The sequence below is a fragment of the Micromonospora sp. NPDC047793 genome (genome assembly GCF_040642635.1).
Lineage (GTDB): Bacteria > Actinomycetota > Actinomycetes > Mycobacteriales > Micromonosporaceae > Micromonospora.
In genome coordinates, this window is the sequence record NZ_JBEYSG010000024.1 from 13,931 (window position 1) to 36,459 (window position 22,529).

17 protein-coding genes and 1 pseudogene are annotated in these 22,529 nt (G+C 73.0%); 15 read left to right on the forward strand and 3 right to left on the reverse strand.

Features of this window, described 5'->3' with window-relative positions:
- Positions 1 to 96: 96 nt before the first annotated feature.
- Positions 97 to 768: pseudogene (locus tag ABZ738_RS29710) on the forward strand (lysophospholipid acyltransferase family protein); the annotation flags it as partial.
- A 186-nt stretch (positions 769 to 954) separates the two neighbouring features.
- Here the strand turns inward: ABZ738_RS29710 and ABZ738_RS29715 are convergent.
- Positions 955 to 2,751, reverse strand: coding sequence for a hypothetical protein (locus ABZ738_RS29715; RefSeq protein ID WP_357218606.1), 1,797 nt, complete (start codon positions 2,749 to 2,751; stop codon positions 955 to 957).
- Positions 2,752 to 2,991: 240 nt separating this feature from the next.
- On the opposite strand from ABZ738_RS29715, the gene ABZ738_RS29720 reads away from it, so the two are divergent.
- The 6 genes from ABZ738_RS29720 to obgE all read left to right on the forward strand — a co-directional run bounded on the left by ABZ738_RS29720 (position 2,992) and on the right by obgE (position 11,361).
- On the forward strand, positions 2,992 to 4,977 hold the full coding sequence (locus ABZ738_RS29720; protein ID WP_357218609.1) for a TIGR03960 family B12-binding radical SAM protein: 1,986 nt from the start codon (positions 2,992 to 2,994) through the stop codon (positions 4,975 to 4,977).
- 99 nt (positions 4,978 to 5,076) lie between these two features.
- Positions 5,077 to 5,796, forward strand: a complete 720-nt coding sequence (locus ABZ738_RS29725; protein WP_131056626.1) for a TIGR03936 family radical SAM-associated protein — start codon at positions 5,077 to 5,079, stop codon at positions 5,794 to 5,796.
- Between the two features lie 131 nt (positions 5,797 to 5,927).
- The gene (locus ABZ738_RS29730; protein WP_357218612.1) at positions 5,928 to 8,912 is read left to right on the forward strand and encodes an Rne/Rng family ribonuclease; all 2,985 of its coding nucleotides are present in this window, start codon (positions 5,928 to 5,930) and stop codon (positions 8,910 to 8,912) included.
- A 330-nt stretch (positions 8,913 to 9,242) separates the two neighbouring features.
- Complete coding sequence (gene rplU / locus ABZ738_RS29735) at positions 9,243 to 9,557, forward strand: 50S ribosomal protein L21 (RefSeq protein WP_117229528.1); 315 nt, start codon at positions 9,243 to 9,245, stop codon at positions 9,555 to 9,557.
- Positions 9,558 to 9,568: 11 nt separating this feature from the next.
- Positions 9,569 to 9,823 carry a 50S ribosomal protein L27 gene (rpmA, locus tag ABZ738_RS29740; RefSeq protein WP_091077796.1) on the forward strand — a complete coding sequence of 85 codons (255 nt, stop codon included), beginning with the start codon at positions 9,569 to 9,571 and terminating at the stop codon, positions 9,821 to 9,823.
- 89 nt (positions 9,824 to 9,912) lie between these two features.
- Complete coding sequence (obgE, locus tag ABZ738_RS29745; RefSeq protein WP_176095322.1) at positions 9,913 to 11,361, forward strand: GTPase ObgE; 1,449 nt, start codon at positions 9,913 to 9,915, stop codon at positions 11,359 to 11,361.
- 63 nt (positions 11,362 to 11,424) lie between these two features.
- Here obgE and ABZ738_RS29750 read toward each other — a convergent pair whose 3' ends face one another.
- Positions 11,425 to 11,904, reverse strand: a complete 480-nt coding sequence (locus tag ABZ738_RS29750; RefSeq protein ID WP_131054911.1) for a DUF4383 domain-containing protein — start codon at positions 11,902 to 11,904, stop codon at positions 11,425 to 11,427.
- Positions 11,905 to 12,087: 183 nt separating this feature from the next.
- Positions 12,088 to 12,306, reverse strand: coding sequence for a DUF397 domain-containing protein (locus tag ABZ738_RS29755; protein ID WP_093407559.1), 219 nt, complete (start codon positions 12,304 to 12,306; stop codon positions 12,088 to 12,090).
- A 68-nt stretch (positions 12,307 to 12,374) separates the two neighbouring features.
- On the opposite strand from ABZ738_RS29755, the gene pepN reads away from it, so the two are divergent.
- From pepN to ABZ738_RS29795, 8 genes are all read left to right on the forward strand, one after another.
- The gene (pepN, locus tag ABZ738_RS29760; protein WP_357218619.1) at positions 12,375 to 14,888 is read left to right on the forward strand and encodes an aminopeptidase N; all 2,514 of its coding nucleotides are present in this window, start codon (positions 12,375 to 12,377) and stop codon (positions 14,886 to 14,888) included.
- 74 nt (positions 14,889 to 14,962) lie between these two features.
- Positions 14,963 to 15,562 (forward strand): nicotinate-nucleotide adenylyltransferase, encoded by a 600-nt coding sequence (nadD, locus tag ABZ738_RS29765; protein ID WP_131053418.1) that lies wholly within the window; start codon positions 14,963 to 14,965, stop codon positions 15,560 to 15,562.
- A gap of 96 nt (positions 15,563 to 15,658) precedes the next feature.
- Positions 15,659 to 16,063 carry a ribosome silencing factor gene (gene rsfS / locus ABZ738_RS29770; RefSeq protein WP_131053417.1) on the forward strand — a complete coding sequence of 135 codons (405 nt, stop codon included), beginning with the start codon at positions 15,659 to 15,661 and terminating at the stop codon, positions 16,061 to 16,063.
- On the forward strand, positions 16,060 to 16,710 hold the full coding sequence (locus tag ABZ738_RS29775) for a histidine phosphatase family protein (RefSeq protein ID WP_131053416.1): 651 nt from the start codon (positions 16,060 to 16,062) through the stop codon (positions 16,708 to 16,710). Before rsfS ends, ABZ738_RS29775 begins: the two co-directional genes overlap by 4 nt.
- Positions 16,711 to 16,744: 34 nt before the next feature.
- The gene (locus ABZ738_RS29780; RefSeq protein ID WP_131053415.1) at positions 16,745 to 17,593 is read left to right on the forward strand and encodes a DegV family protein; all 849 of its coding nucleotides are present in this window, start codon (positions 16,745 to 16,747) and stop codon (positions 17,591 to 17,593) included.
- Positions 17,594 to 17,815: 222 nt separating this feature from the next.
- A complete protein-coding gene (locus ABZ738_RS29785; RefSeq protein ID WP_357218625.1) occupies positions 17,816 to 18,583 on the forward strand; it encodes an SDR family oxidoreductase in 768 nt (255 codons plus the stop codon).
- Between the two features lie 793 nt (positions 18,584 to 19,376).
- Positions 19,377 to 20,123, forward strand: coding sequence for a ComEA family DNA-binding protein (locus ABZ738_RS29790; RefSeq protein ID WP_236145751.1), 747 nt, complete (start codon positions 19,377 to 19,379; stop codon positions 20,121 to 20,123).
- Positions 20,120 to 22,495 carry a ComEC/Rec2 family competence protein gene (locus ABZ738_RS29795; protein WP_131053413.1) on the forward strand — a complete coding sequence of 792 codons (2,376 nt, stop codon included), beginning with the start codon at positions 20,120 to 20,122 and terminating at the stop codon, positions 22,493 to 22,495. Before ABZ738_RS29790 ends, ABZ738_RS29795 begins: the two co-directional genes overlap by 4 nt.
- Positions 22,496 to 22,529: the final 34 nt, after the last annotated feature.

The following is a 22,529-nucleotide window of genomic DNA, read 5'->3' on the forward strand; positions in this document are numbered from 1 at the left end:
CCCAGCTTGCGGACCTGCCCGACCTCGCTCCGGTCGAAGTGCGACGGTCCGCTACGGTGACACCGCCCCTACCTCACTCGATCCGCCGGAGGACCAGTGCCGCTGCTCTACACCATCGGCAGGTACACCGTGGCCCCGGCACTGCGGCTGGCCTTTCAGCCGAACGTGGAGGGGCTGGAGCACATCCCGGCGACCGGCGGCGCGATCTTCGCGGGCAACCATCTGTCCGTGGCCGACGAGTTGTTCCTCGGCACGGTGGTGCCTCGGCACCTGGCGTTCTGGGCCAAGTCGGACTATTACAAGGGTACCGGGGCGAAGGGCGCGTTCCATCGGTTCGTGCTCAACGGCCTGGGCGCCATCCCGGTCGAGCGGGCCGGCGGGCGGGCGGCGTTGACCGCCTTCGACGCGGCGATCCCCGCACTCCAGGGCGGCGACCTGGTCGCCATCTATCCCGAGGGGACCCGTTCGCCGGACGGCCGGCTCTACCGGGGACGCACCGGCACCGCCCGGCTGGCGCTGGCCGCCGGTGTCCCGATCATCCCGGTGGGCATGATCGGCACCGACAAGGTGCAGCCGATCGGCGCCCGGATGCCGCGACCCGGGGGCGCGAAGATCACCGTGCGGTTCGGCAAGCCGCTGGACTTCACCGGCCGCTCGGCGGACCGGACGTCGCTGCGGGAGATGACCGACGAGCTGATGGCCGAGATCCAGAAACTGACCGGCCAGGAGTACGTCCCGCGCTACGCCCCGCCCCGCGCGAAGCCGCCCGCCCCGGGCGAGCCGACGCCGGGTAGCACGACGCCGGGCAGCCCGACCACGGGTGGGCCCGCCACGGGCGAGTCGCACCCGGGTCAGTCGACGCCGGGGGAGTCGGCTCCGGGCCGGTAGACCCCCGGGTCGGTCGACCCCGGGCGGGCCGACCACAGGCTGAGCGCAGGCCGCGGACGGCCCCGCTCAGCCGCCCTTCGTCGAGACGATCTGTCGCCGCATGGTGGCGAGCAGCTCGGCACTGTCGTCCACCGAGAGCCCGGTGAAGACCGCGCTGGTGATGCTGCCGTGGTCGACCGAGGTGCAGACCACCACCCCGACGCCGTCGACGTTGCCCACCGCGCACCGCTCGTGCCGCCCCCGCACGCCGGTCTCCACGACCTGCGCCTCACCGAGCGAGTACTGCTGGGTGAGGCGTTCGATCTCGCCGTCGGCGTCGGCCGAGGGGGCGAAGCGGAAGCCGGTGCCGCCGAAGACGGTGACCTGCTTGCCGGCTCCGGTGGTGTAGATGCCGGCGAAGGTGTCGTCGGCGAGCAGGTGCGCCTGGCGCATCTGCGTCTCCAGCCGTCGGGCGGCCTGCGTACTGCGGTCGTCCTGGCGGAGTTCCAGATCGGCCACCTGGCTCGGCAGCGAGGCGTTCGCCGGGTACTGGCTGGCCATCGGGACGCCGTAGTAGGCCGGGCAGCCGCAGCAGCAGGCGATGGTCAGCAGCAGCATCCACGGCCAGCGGCGACGCTTACGGGGACGGGCGTACCCCGGAGGCGCCTGCCAGCCCGGCGGCGGTGCGGGTGGCCCGGTCTTCCGACCCCGCCAGCCCCGGATCGGCGGTGCCGGTGCGGCCGGCGGTGCCGGTGGCGGGGCGTGCCGCACCGGTGGCGGCGCGACCTGCTGCGGACGCCCCGGCGCGGCCGGCGGTCGCATCGGCGCGGCCGGCGCCGGCGGGGTGGGTCGCGCGGCCGGTGGCGGGTACGCGGGCGGCTGGTGTGCCGGTGGGGCCGAGGAGACCGGTGGTGGGTACGCGGGCGGCTGGTGCGCCGGTGGCGCGGACGACACCGGTGGTGGGTACCCGGCCGGTTGGTGCGCCGGTGGGGCCGAGGACACCGGCGGTGGGTACCCGGGCGGTTGGTGTGCCGGTGGCGCGGGCGAGACCGGCGGCGGCACGGGGGTGTAGGACCGGGTCGCCGGCGGTGCGGGGTAGGACAACGTGGGCGGCGGCACGGCGGGCATGTCCGCCGAGGGCAGGTGCCAGCCACTGGTGTCGGCGCCGGCCCACGGGTCCACCGGGGTCTGGTGCTCCGGCGCGTCGGCCGGTGCCACCGGCGGCAGCGGGGTGGGCTCGGCGGACATGCCCCAGATGCGGCGGCGCGGCGGGGGCGGCGGTACGGCGGCCGACCCGCTCCAGCGCGGCGCGGGCTTCTCCACGGCCGTCGCATCGGGCACGGCGGTCGCGTCGGGCCCGGCCGCCGCCTCGGGCATCACCCGGGTGCCCTGCGGGCCGACCTCGGGAGGCGGCGCCACGGTGGTACGCGCGTCGTCCTCGGACGGTGTCGACCCGCTCCGCCCGGCGGCCTCGTCGACCGGACGGGTCGCGTCGACCTCGTCCACGGACCGGGTCGGATCGACCTCATCCGCACGTCGAGTCGGATCGGCCTCGTCCACGCGTCGGGTCGCGTCGGCCTCGTGTGCGTCGGGTGTCGGATCGGTCCCGGCCCGTGTCTGGTCGGGCGCGTTCGCGGCTCGGGTCTGGTCGATCTCGGCTCGGGTCGGGTCGAGCGGTACGGCTGGTGGGGCGGGGTGGGTCGGTCCTGCGGGACTGGTCGGGTCGGCGTCGCCGACCGGCTGGGTCTCGTCCGCCGCCGAGGTGGTGGCTGGCGGTGCGGGGTCGAGGGTCTGCTCCTGGGTGACCGCTGACTCCCCGTTCCGGTGTGTGTCCGGACGGTTCCCGTCGACCGGCCGGTCTGCTCCCGGCTGCGGCTCCGGCATCGCGGCAATCTCCTCTCACGCCGACCCGAGGCTAGTACCGGTGTGCCACCGGGGCAGAACCAGGCTGGTCCCCATGCCCGCTTGTTAGGAAGGGACCCTTCCTATGCACCAGGCGTTAGTAAGGGTCCCTTCCTTACATCAGTGGCGGTCGCCGGTGTGGTGGAGGGTCGATTCCGCTGGTGCCCTTCTCGGCCAGGTGTGGCGTGGTGGCCGATGGGTGGGCGCGTACCCTTGGGCATCATGAGCGTCCCGTCCACCACTCCGCGTCCTGTCGCGGCCAACTCCGTCTGGCCCCGCCTGGAGCCGCTGCTGCCCCAGGTGACCAAGCCCATCCAGTACGTCGGTGGCGAACTGGGTGCGGTGGTCAAGGAGTGGGACTCCGCGACCGTGCGCTGGGCGCTGATGTATCCGGACGCGTACGAGGTGGGCCTACCCAATCAGGGCGTGCAGATTCTCTACGAGGTGCTCAACGAGCTCCCCGACACGCTCGCCGAGCGGACGTACGCGGTCTGGCCGGACCTGGAGAAGCTGATGCGCGCCCACGAGGTGCCGCAGTTCACCGTCGACGCGCACCGTCCGGTCGGTGACTTCGACCTGTTCGGCGTCTCGTTCGCCACCGAGCTGGGCTACACCAACCTGCTCACCGCCGTCGACCTGGCCGGCATCCCGCTGCTCGCGGTCGACCGTACCGACGCCGACCCGGTGATCGTGGCCGGCGGGCACGCCGCGTTCAACCCGGAGCCCATCGCCGACTTCGTCGACGCCGCCGTGCTCGGTGACGGCGAGGAGGCGGTCCTGGAGATCACCGCGATCGTCCGGGAGTGGAAGGCGGAGGGCTCGCCCGGTGGCCGGGACGAGCTGCTGCTGCGGCTGGCCCGCACCGAGAGCGTCTACGTACCGCGCTTCTACGACGTGGACTACCTGCCCGACGGCCGGATCCAGCGGGTCGTGCCGAACCGGGCGGACGTGCCGTTCCGGGTGCACAAGCGCACCACGATGGATCTGGACGCGTGGCCGTACCCGCGTAAGCCGCTGGTCCCGCTCGCCGAGACGGTGCACGAGCGGTACGCGGTGGAGATCTTCCGGGGTTGCACCCGGGGCTGCCGGTTCTGCCAGGCGGGCATGATCACCCGCCCGGTGCGGGAGCGGTCCATCACCACGGTCGGGCAGATGGTGCAGCAGGGGCTGGAGTTCTCCGGCTTCCACGAGGTGGGTCTGCTGTCGCTCTCCTCCGCCGACCACTCCGAGATCGGTGACATGTGCTCCGGCCTCGCCGAGCAGTACCAGGGCACCAACGTGTCGCTGTCGCTGCCGTCGACCCGGGTGGACGCGTTCAACATCGATCTCGCCCAGGAGCTGTCCCGCAACGGCCGCCGGACCGGGCTGACCTTCGCCCCGGAGGGCGGGTCGGAGCGCATCCGCAAGGTGATCAACAAGATGGTGTCGAAGGACGACCTCATCCGCACCGTGGTCACCGCGTACACCAACGGCTGGCGGCAGGTGAAGCTCTACTTCATGTGCGGCCTGCCCACCGAGACCGACGAGGACGTCCTCGAGATCGCCGACATGGCCCACGAGGTCATCCGGGCCGGTCGCGCCGCCACCGGCTCGAAGGACATCCGCTGCACCGTGTCCATCGGCGGGTTCGTGCCGAAGCCGCACACCCCGTTCCAGTGGGCGTCGATGCAGCGCCCGGAGGTCATCGACCACCGGCTCAAGCTGCTCAAGCAGGCGATCAACTCGGATCGTTCGCTGGGGCGGGCGATCGGTTTCCGCTACCACGACGGTGAGCCCTCGTTGATCGAGGGACTGCTGTCCCGGGGTGACCGCCGCGTCGGCGCGGTGATCCGCCGGGTGTGGGAGAACGGCGGCCGGTTCGACGGCTGGAGCGAGCACTTCTCGTACCAGCGCTGGGTGGAGGCGGCCACCGAGGTGCTGCCCGGGTTCGGGGTGGACCTCGACTGGTACACCACTCGCGAGCGCGAGGAGCTGGAGGTCCTGCCCTGGGACCACCTGGACTCCGGCCTGGACAAGGACTGGCTCTGGCAGGACTGGCAGGACTCCCTCAGCGAGTACGAGCAGGACGACTGCCGCTGGACGCCCTGCTTCGACTGCGGCGTCTGCCCGACCATGGACACCGAGATCCAGATCGGCCCGACCGGGCGGAAGCTGCTCCCGTTGGCCCCGGTCAACGGTCTGAAGCTGCCCACCGGCGCGCAACAGTGACCCCGGGGCCCCGGGCGGGGTCCGACACCGAGGAGCAGGACGATCAGTAGGAAACCTCAGCCCGAGGGCGGCCAGGCGCCGGTCGTCCAGCGCGTCCGGATCCGGTACGCCAAGCGTGGCCCGCTGCGGTTCACCTCGCACCGCGACTTCGCCCGGGCGTTCGAGCGGGCGCTGCGTCGTGCCGGCGTACCGGTGGCCTTCTCCCAGGGCTTCACCCCGCACCCCAAGATCTCGTACGCCAGCGCCGCGCCGACCGGCGTCGCCAGCGAGGCGGAGTACCTGGAGATCGGCCTGCGCGAGGAGGTGGACCCGGCGCAGTTGCGCGAGGCGCTGGACACGGCGCTCTCGCCCGGCCTCGACGTGCTCGACGCGGTGGTGGCCACCGGCAGCGGGCTGGCCGACCGGATCCAGGCGTCCCACTGGCGGATCGAGCTGCCGGAGGTGGATCCCGAGATCCTGACCAAGGCGGTGACCGCGTTCCTGGCGGCCGACGAGGTGCTGGTGGAACGGATGACCAAGCAGGGGCGGCGGACCTTCGACGCTCGCGTCGCCGTCACCCGCATCGATATGATCACGTCGTCGGCGACGCCTTCCGTGGCCCCGGCCGTACCGTGTGCGATACTCGAACTGGTCGTGCGGCAGGTCACCCCGTCCGTACGGCCCGATGACGTCCTTTCCGGCTTCCGCGTGGTGGCCGGCCTGGAGCCGCCGGTAGCCCCGAAGGTGACCCGGCTGGCTCAGGGCACGCTGACCGCGCAGGGTGCGATCGTGGATCCGCTTGACGCGGACCGCGACGGGGCAACCATCGGCGGGCGCTGACCGACGGTCGGTGCTCAGACAGGCAGACTTCGCCGGTCGCGCACGCCCGTGCGCCCGGGGAAACACCTTTGCGGCGACCCTGCGTGGCAGCGCTCACCCGCGCCCGGGGAAGCCAGAACTGGAGAACGTCCATGCTCGAGAACGAGCCCGAGGGCGGCGAACGGACCGGTGCGAACCCGGCCGGCGAGACCGCTGAGACCAGCACCACCGGCACGGCGGGCAGCGCCTCACCGGTGGCCCCCGACGCGTCGGAGGAGACCTCCGGCACCGTGAGCGGTGCGGCGGACCTGGGCAGTCCGTCCGCCGCCGAGGCACCACCGCGCAGGCGGGCCACCCGTCGCCGGGCCACCCCGGTCACGCAGCCGGAGCAGATCGACGCCCCGGTCGAGGCGTCCAGCGACCCGGCGCCGGGCAGCTCGGAGGCGCCGCAGGCGGAGGTCTTCGCCCCGGTCTCCGGTGACCTGGACGAGGCGCCGAAGACGCCCCGGCGACGCCGCAAGGCCACGACCGCGTCGAAGACCGCCGAGGAGCCGCTGGCCGTGGCCGAGGTCGAGGCCGCCGACGGGGACGTCGTACCGCCGGTGAAGGTGACCCGTACCCGTCGCAAGAAGGCCGCCGCGCCGCCGGCCGAGGTTCCGGCGGTGGTCGAGGAGCCGGTGGTCGAGGAGCCGGCACCTGCGGCCGGTACCGACTTCGGTGCGGCCGCGCTGCCCCCCGAGGGCGCCGCGCCGGTCGAGGAGACCGAGAGCGACCCGGCCGAGACGGTGACCCCGACGGAGCCGGAGGCCGAGCCCGCGCCGGAACCCCGCTCCCGTCGACGGCGTGCCGCGCTCAGCGCGCCGACGGTGTTGTTCATGGCGCCGGAGGAGGTCACGGCCCGCGCCGCCGCCGCTGCGGCTGCTGCGGCCGCACCGCCCGTCGAGGAGGAGACGCCCGAGGAGCCGGCGGAGCCGGCCCGGCGCCGTCGCCGGGGTCGGCGCGAGCCCGAGCCGGAGCCCGCCGTCGAGGCGGAGGTCGAGGAGGAGCCCGCGGCGGAGGCCGACGAGGCCGACGACGAGGACGAGGACGGCTCGGGTCGGCGTCGCCGTCGACGTGGCCGTCGGGGTCGGGGCCGGGGCAAGGGTGGCGCCGAGGACTTCGACGAGACCGACGAGAACGAGGCCGAGGAGGCCGTCCAGAGCGACGCGGACGAGACCGAGACCGAGTCCGACGAGAGCGGCGACGAGGGCGACGGCGACGGGATGACCCGGCGTCGGCGTCGGCGCCGCCGCCGGGGGGCCGGTGACACCGAGGGGGGCGCCGACGACGGCGTACCCACCGTGGTGAAGATCCGGGAGCCGCGCCGCACGGTCGACGAGGTGCAGGGCGTCTCCGGTTCGACCCGGTTGGAGGCCAAGCGGCAGCGCCGCCGGGACGGCCGCGAGCAGCGCCGGACCCGCCCGCCGATCCTGAGCGAGTCGGAGTTCCTGGCCCGCCGCGAGGCGGTCGACCGGGTGATGGCGGTACGCCAGCGCGGTGACCGCACCCAGATCGCCGTCATGGAGGACGGCGTGCTGGTCGAGCACTACGTCACCCGCAACTCGGCGGGCACCATGGCCGGGAACGTCTATCTCGGCAAGGTGCAGAACGTGCTGCCGAGCATGGAGGCGGCGTTCGTCGACATCGGCCGGGGCCGCAACGCCGTGCTGTACGCGGGCGAGGTCAACTGGGACTCCACCGGCCTGGAGGGGCGGGCCCGCTCGATCGAGCAGGCGCTCAAGTCCGGCGACTCGGTGCTGGTGCAGGTCACCAAGGACCCGATCGGGCACAAGGGCGCGCGGCTGACCAGTCACGTCGCGCTCTCCGGTCGGCACCTGGTGTACGTGCCCGGCGGCAACGCCTCCGGGATCAGCCGCAAGCTGCCGGACACCGAGCGCAAGCGACTGCGTGACGTGCTGAAGAAGCTGGTGCCGGACGGTGCCGGCGTGATCGTCCGGACCGCCGCCGAGGGCGCCAGCGAGGACGAGCTGGCCCGTGACGTCAAGCGGCTCCAGGCGCAGTGGGAGGACATCCAGGCCAAGTCCACCGAGGGTGGCGCGCCGGTGCTGCTCTACGAGGAGCCGGACCTGGTCATCCGGGTGGTCCGGGACCTGTTCAACGAGGACTTCCGCGAGCTGGTGATCGAGGGCGACCAGTCCTACGACATGGTCGAGTCGTACCTGTCGCACGTCTCGCCGGACCTGGTCGCCCGGCTGCGCCGGCACGTGGGCACCACCGACGTGTTCGCCGCGCACCGCATCGACGAGCAGATCCTCAAGGGGCTCGACCGCAAGGTCTTCCTCCCCTCCGGCGGCCACCTGGTGATCGACCGGACCGAGGCGATGACCGTGGTCGACGTCAACACCGGCAAGTACACCGGGGCGGGCGGCAACCTGGAGGAGACGGTCACCCGCAACAACCTGGAGGCGGCCGAGGAGATCGTCCGTCAGCTGCGGCTGCGGGACATCGGCGGCATTGTGGTGATCGACTTCATCGACATGGTGCTGGAGTCGAACCGGGAGCTGGTGCTGCGCCGGTTGACCGAGTGCCTGGGCCGGGACCGCACCAAGCACCAGGTCACCGAGATCACCTCGCTGGGCCTGGTCCAGATGACCCGCAAGCGGATCGGCGCCGGGCTGCTGGAGGCGTTCAGCGAGACCTGCGACTGCTGCAAGGGTCGCGGCCTGGTCATCCACACCGAGCCGGTGCCGGAGAAGCCACGGTCCGGTGGCCCGGAGAAGGTGAAGGCGGTCGCCACGGCCACGCCGGCCGCCGAGCAGACGAGCGGCTCGCGGCGTCGGGGCCGCAAGGGCGCCGCCGAACGGACCGTCGTCGAGGTCGCTGAGACCGAGGAGACCGCCACCGCCACGGCGGACGCGGACTACCACGACACGATGGGCTACGACCTGTCCCGGTACGAGACGGACACGCCGGTCGCCCCGGACGTGGCCGACAGTCAGCAGGGCGAGTCGGCCCGGCTGGCCGCTCCGGACGACCCGGACGCGCTGGGCGAGAGCGACGAGGAGGAGGGTGCCGAGGGTGGCACCGGCCGCCGTCGCTCCCGGCGTGGTGGCGCGCGCCGCCGTACCCGACCCTGAGCACGCTGCGGTGCACCTGACCGGTCCACCGCACCGACGTCGATGAGCCCCGCCCGCGGAGACGTCCGCCGGGCGGGGCTCCGGCGTATCGTGACGCGGGTGCGGCCGGCCGGGTGACGCCACGGCCGGTGACCGGGTGGTGGCCGAGCGGTGGCCCGGTCCGGTGGGGGTGGCCCGGTTTGGGACCGGCCGCGGCCATGGCGTACGCTAGCCTGCGGCGCACTTTGGTGTGCCGAGTTCCCGTGTGCCCGCGCCGCCGTGCCTCTGCTACCCGGCGAGCCGCCGCGGGGACGACCGCCAGCAGCCTCAACGACAGGGAGTCCGCCTCCGATGTACGCGATCGTCAAGACCGGCGGCAAGCAGTACAAGGTCGCCGAGGGCGACGTGATCGAGGTCGAGAAGCTCGCCGGTGCCCCCGGCGACGCGGTGAAGCTCGCCGCGGTGCTCCTCGTCGACGGTGACGACCTGGTGACCGACGCGGCCAAGCTTGCCGAGGTCGAGGTGTCCGGCGAGATCGCCGCGCACACCAAGGGCCCGAAGATCCGGATCCACAAGTTCAAGAACAAGACCGGCTACCACAAGCGCCAGGGTCACCGCCAGCCGCTGACCCAGGTCAAGGTGACCGGCATCTCCAGCGGGAAGTAGGTCGTTCTCAGATGGCTCACAAAAAGGGTGCGTCCAGCTCGCGTAACGGCCGTGACTCCGCGGCCCAGCGGCTCGGCGTGAAGCGCTTCGGTGGTCAGGTCGTCAGCGCGGGCGAGATCATCGTCCGGCAGCGCGGCACCAAGTTCCACCCCGGTGACCTGGTCGGCCGTGGAGGCGACGACACGCTCTTCGCGCTCTCCGCCGGTGCGGTCCAGTTCGGCACCAGGCGCGGTCGCAAGACCGTCAGCATCGTGCCGCAGCAGTAGCTTCGAGGCGAAGCGGGCCGTGGACCTGATGTCCCGGCCCGCTTCGTCATTTCTCACGCGGGGTAGCGCCCCGCTGGAAGGATTGCGGCGTGACGACGTTCGTTGACCGGGTCGTTCTGCACCTGCAGGCCGGCGACGGCGGGCACGGTTGTGTGTCGATCCACCGGGAGAAGTTCAAGCCGTTCGGTGGCCCCGACGGCGGTAACGGCGGCCACGGCGGCAGTGTGTCGCTGGTGGTCGACCCGCAGGTGCACACGCTGCTCGACTTCCACTTCCGTCCGCACGTCAAGGCGCAGAACGGTCGCGGTGGCGCGGGTTCCAACCGGGACGGCGCCAACGGCGGCGACCTGGTGCTCACCGTGCCGGACGGCACGGTCGTGCAGACCGCCGACGGCACCGTGCTGGCCGACATGGTCGGTGCCGGCACCACCTTCGAGGTGGCCCGGGGCGGGCGTGGTGGCCGGGGCAACGCCTCGCTGGCCAACTCCCGCCGGAAGGCACCCGGTTTCGCCGAGTTGGGCGAGCCGGGGGAGCAGCTGGACGTCGTGCTGGAGCTCAAGAGCGTCGCCGACGTCGGCCTGGTGGGCTTCCCGTCGGCCGGCAAGTCGTCGCTGATCTCGGTGATCTCGGCCGCCAAGCCGAAGATCGCCGACTACCCGTTCACCACCCTGGTGCCGAACCTCGGCGTGGTGCGGGTCGACAACCACACCTTCACCGTCGCCGACGTGCCCGGACTGATCCCGGGTGCCGCCACCGGCAAGGGCCTGGGGCTGGAGTTCCTGCGGCACGTCGAGCGGTGTGCCGTCCTGGTGCACGTGATCGACACCGCGACGCTGGAGCCGGGCCGGGACCCACTGGCCGACATCGACACCATCGAGGCGGAGCTGGCCGAGTACGGCGGTCTGGCAGACCGGCCGCGCATGGTGGCCCTGAACAAGATCGACGTGCCCGACGGCCGGGACCTCGCCGAGATCGTCCGGCCCGACCTGGAAGCGCGCGGTCTGCGGGTCTTCGAGGTGTCGGCGGCCACCCGGGAGGGTCTCAAGGAGTTCATCTACGCGATGGCCGAGCTGGTGGCACAGGCGCGGGCCGCGGTGCCGCCGGCCGAGCCGACCCGCATCGTGATCCGGCCCAGGGCGGTCGACGACGCCGGGTTCACCGTCGAGGTGCAGGACGACGGCTCCTACACGGTGCTCGGTGGCCGTCCGGAGCGGTGGGTGCGCCAGACGAACTTCGACAACGACGAGGCGGTCGGCTACCTCGCCGACCGGCTGGCCCGACTCGGCGTGGAGGAGCACCTGGCGAAGGCCGGTGCCCAGCCGGGCGACCTGGTGCGCATCGCGGACCGGGAGTTCGACTGGCGGCCGACCCTCTACGCCGGGGCCGACTACGTGCCGGGCTCCCGGGGCCGCGACGAGCGGCTGGAGGAGAAGACGAACCGGGCCAACGCGGCGGAGCGGTTGGCGGCCCGCAAGGCGCGCCGGCAGCGGCCGGAGGACGAGGTGGAGGCGGCTCCGGCACCGGACGACGCCGGATAGCGCGCCACCGGCCGACACGGGTTCGACTGCCGGCGACCGTCACGTCGAGGTGGTCGGGCCCGGTCAGGGGCGGTCCAGCGGATCGTCCAGCCGTCCGCCGGTGCCCGCACGGCGGGAGAGCAGCAGACCGAGGGCCAGCATCCCCAGGGCCAGGCCGAGGTGCAGCCAGTTGTCCGCGCCGTTGACCGGGATGAAGTTGGCGCCCGCCTGGTCGACGACGACCAGGCCGTAGATCCAGAGCACCAGGTACACCGCGCCGCCGCCGATCAGGAACAGACGTGCCCCGGCCACGCTGCGGGCCAGCGCCAGACCGGCCACCCCGAAGGCGAGGTGGACCAGGTTGTGCAGGACCGAGACCTGGAACACGCCGAGCAGCTTCGCCTCGGAGTGGTGGCCGGCGAAGGACAACTCGCCGTAGTTCGTGGTGATGCCGGGAACGAACCCGAGCACCCCGATCAGGAGGAAGACCACCGCCAGCACCAGTGCGGCGAGCTGGGCGCGGGTTCTGCGCCGGGTCGGCTTCTCCAGCGACCTGTGCGCCATCGTCGTCACCTCCGTGAGCCCGCGACCGTCGCGGGGTGGGTCCCCGGCTCCGACGATCTCGCATGTGCGCCGCCGTCGGGGGCGACTCCGGAGAAATGACGACTCTGGTGGGGCCCTGCGCACCGTGTGCCCCGGTCCGGCACGGCGGGACGAACCCGCCGACCGGGGCGACCGGCGGTGGGCTCAGTCCAGGTCGAACTCGCCGTCCTGGGCGCCCGCGACGAAGGCGTCCCACTCGGCCTGCGTGAACACCAGCACCGGGCCGTCCGGCTCGGCGGAGTTACGCATACCGATGAGGTCGTCGACGAAGGCGACCTCCACCGCCGCCTCCGAGGTGTCGCCCTCGGCCCGCTGCCAGACCGCCCGGGAGAGGTCGAAGTCACCCTTGGGGTGCGCTGTCATTGCGTCAGTCCTCCAGTACAGGGAAATTGGGGAAGCTCGTTCGATGCCTCATCGGGCAGGATAAGCGGATGCCGAGCCTGAGCCGTGCAGAGTCGACCGCGCGTGGCGCGTCGATCTCCGTCGTTTCCTACCACGTGGACCTCGACCTCACCGGTGGCGACGAGCGGTTCCGCTCGCTGGTCACGATCCTGTTCCGGGCCACCGGCAGCGAGACCTTCGCCGAGGTGAAGCCCGCGAGCCTGCTGGCGGTACGCCTCAACGACCGTGACCTCGATCCGGCCGCCTTGGACGACAACCGGCTCGTCCTGACCGGGCTGGCCGAGGAGAACACGCTGACCGTCGAGGCGGAGATGGCGTACACGAACACCGGTGAGGGGCTGCACCGGTTCGTGGACCCGGCCGACGGTGAGACCTACCTGTACGCGATGTCCTTCCTGGACGACGTGCAACGCATCTTCGCCGCCTTCGACCAGCCCGACCTGAAGGCGCCGGTCACGCTCGCGGTCACCGCACCGGAGCACTGGACGGTCGCGGCGAACGGCGCGCTGGCCGCCAACCCGGCACCCGGGCGCTGGGAGTTCACCCCCACGCTGCCCATAGCCACGTACTTCTTCACGCTGATCGCCGGCCCCTGGCACGTCCGGCGGGACAGCCACGACGGCATCCCGCTGGGGGTGTACTGCCGCCGGTCGTTGGCCGAGCACCTGGACGCCGACGCCGACGAGATCTTCACCATCACGAAGCAGTGCCTGGACCGGTTCCACCAGCTCTTCACCGAGCGGTACCCGTTCGGCAAGTACGACCAGGCGTTCGTGCCGGAGTTCAACGCCGGGGCGATGGAGAACCCGGGCCTGGTGACCTTCCGCGACGACTACGTCTTCCGCTCGGCGGTCACCGACTCCGAGCGGGAGGAGCGGGCCACCACCATCGCCCATGAGATGGCGCACATGTGGTTCGGTGATCTCGTCACCATGCGCTGGTGGGACGACCTGTGGCTGAACGAGTCGTTCGCCGAGTACCTCGGCACCCGGGTCACCGCCGAGGCGACCCGGTTCGACCAGGCGTGGACGACCTTCGCGCTGCAACGCAAGGCCTGGGGGTACGCCGCCGACCAGCGCCCCTCCACCCACCCCGTCGCGCCCGAGGAGGTGGCCGACGCGGCGCAGGGGCTGCTCAACTTCGACGGCATTTCGTACGCCAAGGGCGCCAGCGTGCTGCGGCAACTGGTCGCCTGGCTCGGTGACGAGGCGTTCCTGGCCGGTCTGAACGATCACTTCGCCCGACACCGGTTCGGCAACGCCACCCTGGCGGACCTGCTCGACAGCCTGGGTGCCGCCAGCGGCCGGGACCTCACCGACTGGGCGGAGCCGTGGCTGCGTACGGCGCAGGTGAACACGCTGCGGTCCGAGGTGCGGCTGGACGCCGACGGCCGGTACGCCGAGGTGGCCGTGGTGCAGACCGCCCCGCCGTCGCACCCGGTGCTGCGTCCGCACCGCATCGGCGTCGGCCGGTACGCCGTCGACGGCACCGCCGAGCGGCAGGAGGTCGACCTCGACCCGAAGGCCGACGACGGTCGTACCGTGCTCACCGGGTTGGTCGGCGAGCCGGCGGCGGCGGTCCTGCTGCCCAACGACGGTGACCTGACGTTCGCCAAGATCCGTCTGGACCCGGCCTCGGCCGACGCCGTGCCACTCCTGCTGCCCCGGCTGGCCGACCCGCTGGCCCGGGCGCTGCTCTGGGGCGAGGCGCTGGACGCCGCCACCGACGGGAAACGGCCGGTGCCGGCGGTGGTGGACCTGATCGAGGCGGCGCTGCCCGCCGAGACCGAGGTGATCATCGCCGAGGACGTGCTGGCGCTGAGCCGGTCGCTGGTCGACCGCTACCTCGACCCGGCGGCCCGGCAGACGGCCCTGGCCCGGATCGCCGACGCCTGCCGCCGGTTGCTCGACGGTGCCGCGCCGGGGGAGTCGTTGCAGTTGGCCGCCGCGCGGGGCCTGATCGCCGTGACCACCGACGCCGACCTGCTGGGCGGCTGGCTCGCCGGTCGGGGCGTACCGGCCGGGTTGGCCGTCGACACCGAGCTGCGCTGGTCCGTCCTGGCCCGGCTGGTGGTGCTGGGGGCCGCCGGTGCGGCCGAGATCGCCGCCGAGGCGGACACCGACCCGAGCGCCGCCGGCGCGGAGCGGGCCGCCACCTGCCGGGCCGCCCTGCCCGACCCGGCCGCCAAGCAGGCCGCGTGGGAGATCATCGTGTCGAACACCGAGCTGTCCAACCGGCTGGTCGAGGCGACGGCCGCCGGTTTCTGGCGCCCCGAGCAGGCGGAACTGACCGCCGAGTACGTGCCCCGGTACTTCGACGACATGCCGGCCGCCGCGCGGCTGCGTACGCCCTGGGTGGCCGACCGGGTGGCCAAGCTGGCGTTCCCCCGGTACGCGGTGGCGCGATCGACCCGGGAGGCGGCCGAGGCCCTGCTGGCCCGCGACGACCTCACCCCCGGGTTGCGCCGGGTGGTCACCGACGCCGACGACGACCTGCGGCGGGCGCTCCACGCCCGATCGGCGGTCGACGGCACGCCCAGCTGACCTGGTGTCGCCGGGTCGGTGCCGTGGGTCACGGCCCGGCCCGGCGTGAACCGGATTCGGCATAGGATCATGGTGTGCGGGAAGACATCCGGCGGGTCGGGATCATGGGCGGCACGTTCGACCCGATCCATCACGGCCACCTCGTCGCGGCGAGCGAGGTGGCGGACCGGTTCGGGCTGGACGAGGTGGTGTTCGTGCCCACCGGGCGGCCCTGGCAGAAAGAGGACGTCCCGGTCAGCCCGGCCGAGGACCGCTACCTGATGACGGTGATCGCGACCGCGTCGAACCCCCGCTTCCAGGTCAGCCGGGTCGACATCGACCGGGGTGGTCCCACCTACACCGTCGACACGCTGCGGGACCTGCGCGCCGAGTACGGCCCGAAGGCCCAACTGTTCTTCATCACCGGCGCGGATGCCCTGGAACGCATCCTGAGCTGGAAGGACCTGGACGAGATCTTCGAGCTGGCCCACTTCATCGGGGTGACCCGGCCGGGCTTCGAGCTCTCCGACGAGCACGTACCCGCCGACACGGTCAGCCTGGTGCAGGTGCCGGCGATGGCCATCTCGTCGACCGACTGTCGGGCGCGGGTCTCCCGGGGCGTACCGGTCTGGTATCTGGTGCCGGACGGTGTGGTGCAATACATCGCGAAACGGCGGCTCTACCAGGGTGATTAGCCGGTTTCATCCCGATTACTGCGTGAAACCGCCAAGTCGGGAATCCGCAGGGTGTGAGAGGCTTGAGAGCATCGCACGGGTGATCGAGGGAGAACGGTGACAGTTTCGGAACGCGCTCACGAGCTGGCGATGGCCGCCGCCCAGGCCGCGGCCGACAAGAAGGCTCAGGACATCGTCATCATCGACGTGGGTGACCAGCTCGCCATCACCGACGCGTTCCTGATCGCCGCGGCCCCGAACGAGCGTCAGGTGCTCGCCATCGTCGACGCCATCGAGGAAGCCCTGCTCGAACTGCCCGAGAAGGCCAAGCCGGTGCGGCGCGAGGGCGAGCGCGGCGGCCGGTGGGTGCTGCTCGACTACGTCGACATCGTGGTCCACGTCCAGCACACCGAGGAGCGCGAGTTCTACGCCCTCGACCGGCTCTGGAAGGACTGCCCCACCATCCCCTTCGTCGACCGGGACCTGGCCAGCGCCGAGGCCGCCAGCGGATCCGGCGAGTGACCCGGCTGATCGTCTGGCGGCACGGCAACACCGACTGGAACGCCGCCGGTCGGGTGCAGGGGCAGACCGACGTACCCCTCAACGACCGCGGCCGCGAGCAGGCGCGCCAGGCCGCGCCGCTACTGGCCGCGCTGCGACCGGACGCCATCGTCGCCAGCGACCTGAGCCGAGCGGCGGACACCGCCGGTGCGCTGTCCGCGCTGACCGGTCTGCCGGTACGCTCCGACGCCCGACTGCGCGAACGCCACTTCGGACGCTGGCAGGGCCTCCTGCTGACCGAGGCGACGGCCCAGTTCCCGGCGGAGTTCGCCCGCTGGCGGGCCGGTGACCCCGACCCGGGCGCGGAGATCGAACCGTTGAGCGAGTTGGGCAAGCGGATGGGCACCGCCCTCCAGGAACTCGCCGACGAACTCGCCGGCCGCACGATCGTCGTGGCCACCCACGGCGGTGCCGCCCGGCAGGGCTGCGGTCAGCTGCTCGGCTGGGAGCCCAGCGTGCTCCGTGCCGTCGGCTCGCTGCGCAACTGCCACTGGACCGAGCTGCGGCACGACGCCGACCGTGGGTGGCAGATGCGGACGCACAACGTCGGCCCGGTCGACGTACCGCCGGTCACACCCGCCCGGCCGGGCTCCGCCGAAGCGGTCTGACGCCGCACCGCACCGATCGGCTACCGTGCCGGGCATGCCCGTCGCGGTCGTGACCGACTCCACCGCCTACCTGCCGCCCGAGCTGGTGCCCGCGCACCAGCTCACCGTGGTGCCGTTGACTGTGGTGCTCAACGGCGTCGAGGGACTGGAAGGGGTCCAGACCTCCCCGGCGGACGCCACCCGCGCGCTGAGTGCCCGCCGGGTCTCGGTGAGCACGTCCCGCCCGTCTCCGGAACAGTTCGTCCGGACGTACCAGCAGCTGCTGGAGGCCGGTGCGGACGGCGTCGTGTCGGTGCACCTGTCGGCGGGACTCTCCGGCACCGTGGAAGCCGCCGAACTGGCCGCCGCGCAGTTCGGTGACCGGGTGACGGTGGTCGACAGCCGCTCCTGCGGCATGGGCCTCGGCTTCCCGGTGATCGCCGCCGCCCGGGCCGCCCAGCGCGGTGCCGACCTGACCGGCGTACGCGCCGAGGCCGTCGCCGCGATCGACCGGACCACCATCTACTTCTACGTCGACACGCTGGAGTTCCTGCGCCGGGGTGGACGGATCAACGCGGCCGAGGCGTTGCTCGGCACGGCACTCTCGGTCAAACCGATCCTGTACATGCCCGACGGCGTCATCGTCCTGTGCGACAAGGTGCGGACGGCCAGCCGTGGTCTGGCCCGCCTGGTGGACCTGGCCGTCGAGGCGGCCGGAGACGCGGAAATCGACCTGGCCGTGCACCACCTGGCCGCACCCGAGCGCGCCGAGACGTTGCTGGGTGCGCTCACGACCCGACTGGGCACGCGCCTGCACGACACGTACGTCTCCGAGGCCGGTGCCGCCGTCGCCGCCCACGCCGGCCCCGGCCTCGCCTGCGTCGTCACCCACCGCCACCCCTAGGGTCCTGCCTCCCCTGGCTGGCGGTCCTCCCCGCCCCGGGTGCGGCTCGCCCCCCCCGCCCCGGGGTGAGGTTCGCCGCCGTCCCGGGCGAGGCTCGCCGATCATGGAGCTGTGGTCGAGGGTTCGTGCGGTTTTGTCCCGTTATGAAAGTGCCATCACTTCATGATCGACGGGGTGGGTGCGGGGATGCGGGAAGATGGGCGGGGGTGGGAGGAGGGGCGGATGTCCTGTGTGGTGACCGGGGGTGGGCGAGGCGTCGGGCGGGGGATCGTGGAGCGGCTGCTCGCCACAGGTGAGGCGGTCGTGATCGTCGAGCGTGATGCCGGCACGGTGTCCTGGGTGGAGCAACATGCGGCGAACGGGCGACTGGCGGCGGTGGTCGGCGACGCCGCCGACGAGGGCGTCGCCGGGCGCGCCGCCGACCTGGCCGAACGCGCCGGGCCGCTGACCGGCTGGGTGAACAACGCGGCGGTGTTCCGGGACGCCTCGGTGCACGACGCCCCGGTCGGCGAGGTGGTCGACCTGATCACCCGTAACCTGCGCCCCGCCGTGGTCGGCGCGGCCACCGCGGTACGCCGTTTCCTGGCCGCCGGCACCGACGGCGCGATCGTGAACGTCTCCTCCCACCAGGCCGCGCGACCAGTGCCCGGCTGCCTGCCGTACGCCACGGCGAAAGCCGCCATCGAGGGGCTGACCCGTGCGCTCGCGGTCGAGTACGGCCCGCGCGGCATCCGGGCGAACACGGTAGCCCTCGGTTCGGTGGCCACCGAGCGGCACGAGGCTTTCCTGGCCGCGCAGACGCCGGAGCAGGCGGCACGGGTCGAGGCGGAGCTACACCGCCTGCACCCGGTGGGCCGGATCGGTCGACCTCAGGACGTCGCCGAGGTGGTGGCGTTCCTGCTCTCTCCGGCGGCGGGCTTCGTCACCGGCGCCACCCTGCCGGTCGACGGCGGACGCGCGGCCCTCGGCCTCGACCCGGAATCCCGCTGACCCGGGCCGGTCGCGGCAGCGGCAGCGACCAGCAAGGACTGGCGGGGCTGAGGCGAGCCCCGGCACGTCGGCGGGAGGCGTCGTCCACCGGCTGCTCTCCTCCTCCGACCTGTCGCCCTCGGCAGGATTCGTCTCGCCGTCACCGCCCTGTCGCCGGTCGCTCATATCCAATGAACGGTGCACGCCCTCCGAGCGGAAGATCACGCTCGATCCGGGATCGAGTGGCATCCGAGCGCGACGGTGACCACTCGATCCGGGATCGAGCGTGATCTTGCGGTGGAGGCGACAGCGACCTCGGTGGCAGCGCAGCACGGAAGCATCCTCGGCCCGGTGAGGTCCGTCGGGTTCGCCGGGTCCGGCGGGTCCGGCCATAGCACGAACGATGCGTGATCAGGCGGTTGTCCACAGACGACCGGTCATCCACAGCCGGGGCGTTCGACGGCGGCGCGCCGCGGGCTCGCCGTCCTAGCCTCGCGCCGTGTCCAACGACGACGAGGAGACGGCGGTCCGGGATCGCCTGTGGCGGCTGATGCCCGGCACGACATCGCGGGGTCCCGTCGTGCCTGCCGGTCGACCGCCACCGGCAGGCCAGGACGTCGACCCGATGTCCGTGCACGTCTTCGGCCCTAGCACTGACGGCTTTCCACCGGTGTCGTCGTCGATGCGGCGCGCGCCGGTGGAGTGGCCGACCGTCGCGCTGCCCGTCCACACACCGGTCGCCCCGGAGTTCTCGTCGGACACCGGGACCTACGCCACCGACCCGCAGCCGTCTCCCTCGACACCTGACGGCACCGTGGTCACCGATCCGTACCCTGCTGCGGCACGAACCGGCCGGTCGAGTGCCGAGGCGCAGACGAATGCCGACGCGACGCCGGCACCGTCCCGGCTGCCCGGGCCCGGGGCGTTCGACCCCGGGCGGCGCGGGGTCCGGGTGCTCGCCGTCGTCGCCATTCTGGTCGTGGTCGTCGCCGCCGTCTGGGCGTGGCGGTCCCGTCCGCAGGTCGAACCGGTCGTCACGGTCACCGGTCCCAGTGGCGTCGCCGACACCGGGGACCCGTCCGTTCCTGCCGGTGACGAGCAAGTGACCGACCCGTCGGCCGTACCCGGCGGTGAGGTGGTCGTCGCCGTCGCGGGGAAGGTGCGTCGGCCGGGTCTGGTGCGGCTTCCGGCCGGGGCTCGGGTGGCCGACGCCGTCGAGGCGGCCGGTGGAGCGCTGCCCGGGGTGGACGTGGCGATGCTGAATCCGGCCCGCAAGGTGACCGACGGTGAGTTGATCGTGGTCGGCGTACCGGCGCCGACACCGGCCGCCCCGGCGCCCGGTGTCGCCGTACCCGGTGCCGTACCCGGCGGCCGGGTGAACCTGAACACGGCCACGCTCGCGCAGCTCGACGCGCTGCCCGGGGTGGGACCGGTGCTCGCACAGCGGATCATCGAGCACCGCGACCAGCGCGGTGGCTTTCGCGCCGTCAGCGACCTGCGTCAGGTCAACGGCATCGGCGACGCCCGGTACGAAGAGCTGAAGGACCTGGTGACGGTGTGACCGCCGAGGCGACGGTTCCCGATCTCCGGCTGGCCGGGCTGGCCGTGGCGGCCTGGCTCACCGCCCTGGCCGGACTGCACCTCAGTGCGGGGCGGACGTTGCTGGTGGCCGGGGTGGCGGCGGCCGTGGCGATGCTGGTCGCGGTGCACCTGCTCGGGTTCGCCGGGCGGCAGGGTGCGGTCACCCGACGCTACGGCTGGATCGTGGTGGCGGCGTTGATCGGGATCGTCTGCGGTGGTGCGGCGACCTCGGCCCGACTGGCGGTGCGGGACGCCGGTCCGTTGCGCGCCCTGGTCGAGGAGGGCGGGCAGGTCACCGCGGAGCTGGTCGTCCGGGACGATCCCCGGGCGCTACGCGGCGGCATCGTCGGCCGCCCGCCGACGTTGCTGGTGCCGGCCCGGCTGGTGGGCGTCACCGGCCCGACGGGGCAACGGGTCACCGCGCCGGCCCGGGTGCTGGTGCTCGCCGACGAACCCGCCTGGCGCGGGTTGCTGCCCGGGCAGCGCATCACGGCCGAGGGCCGCCTGACCGAGCCGCGTGGCGGTGACCTGACCGGTGCGGTGCTGCTGGCCGAGGGCGAACCCGTCCGGCTCGGGTCGGCGTCGGCGCTGCAACGGGCTGCCGGGCTGCTGCGGGCCGGTCTGCAACGCGCCTGCGCGCCGCTGCCCGACGACCCGGGCGGCCTGCTGCCCGGTCTGGTCGTCGGCGACACCAGCGCACTGCCCGACACGGTCGAGGAGGACTTCCGGGCCACCGGCATGACGCATCTCAACGCGGTCTCCGGGTCCAACGTGGCGATCGTCGTGGGGGCGGTGCTGTTGGCGGCACGGTGGGCCCGTGCCGGCCCGACGCTGGCCGTCGTCCTCTGCGGGCTCGCCCTGGTGGGCTTCGTCATCCTGGTCCGGCCCTCGCCGAGCGTGGTGCGTGCGGCGACCATGGGGGCGATCGGACTCGCCGCGTTGGCCACCGGGCGACCTCGGGCGGCAGTGCCGGCCCTGGCCGCCGGGGTGGCGGTGCTGGTGCTCCTCGACCCCGACCTGGCCGGGGACGCCGGCTTCGCGCTGTCGGTTCTGGCCACCGGTGGTCTGCTGCTGCTCGCGCCACGATGGCGCGACGGGTTGCGTCGACGGGGCGTACCGGCGGGGGCGGCCGAGGCGCTGGCGGTACCGGCCGCCGCGCAACTGGCCTGCTCCCCGGTGATCGCCGGGCTGTCGGGCACGGTCAGTCTGGTCGCGGTCCCGGCGAACCTGCTGGTCGTGCCCGCTATCGCCCCGGCCACGGTGCTCGGGGTGCTGGCCGCGACGATCTCGCCGGTCTGGCCCGCCGGTGCCCAGGCCGTCGCCTGGCTGGCGCACTGGCCGGCGTGGTGGCTGGTGCTGGTGGCCCGGCACGGGGCCCGCGTGCCGGCCGGCAACCTGCCCTGGCCCGGTGGGGTGTCCGGGGCGCTGCTGCTGGCGGCGCTGACGGTGGCCCTGCTGGTGGCGGCGCGGCGACCGGTGGTGCGCCGCCTGGTGGCGGTGCTGACCGCCGCCGTCGTGGTCGGCACCCTGCCGGTGCGGGTGGCGGCGCCGGGCTGGCCCCCGAAGGGGTGGGTGGTCGTCGCCTGCGCGGTGGGTCAGGGCGACGTCGTGCTGCTGCCGGTGGCGGCGGGGCGCGCCGTCGTGGTCGACGCCGGACCCGATCCGGCGGCGGCGGACGCCTGTCTGCGCCGGCTCGGCGTACGGCGGGTGCCGCTGTTGGTGATCAGTCACTTCCACGTCGACCACACCGGGGGAGTGGCCGGGGTCTTCCGGGACCGTCGGGTGGACACGGTGGTGACACCTCGCTGGCCCGAGCCGGAGATGGGGCGGGACCTGGTGCACGACACGGCCGCCGCGAACGGCACGCCTCTGGTGGCCGCCCCGGCCGGGTGGCGGTACCAGGCGGGCACGGTCGACCTGGTGGTCCTCGGTCCGCCCTACCCGATGCGGGGGACCAGGTCCGACCCGAACAACAACTCCCTGGTGCTGCGGGCCACCGTGGCCGGGGTGCGGATCCTGCTCGCCGGGGACGCGGAGACCGAGGAGCAGGAGGCGCTGCGGGAACACCTGCCGCCGCACGGGCTGCGGGCCGACGTGTTGAAGGTCGCCCACCACGGCAGCGCGTACCAGGATCCGGCCTTTCTGGACGCGATCGCGCCGGCGGTCGCGTTGGTGCCGGTGGGCGCGGGCAACACCTACGGGCACCCCAACGAGGCGGTCCTGGCCCGGCTGAGTCGAGGTGGGGCGCGGGTGCTGCGGACCGACCTCGACGGGGACGTGGCCGTGGTGGTCGGGCCGTCCGGGCTCGCTGTGGTGGCAGGGGGAGTGGACCTGACCAGGGCGAACAGATGAGCGAATCCGACTTATGGAGAAAGAAGGCTAATTG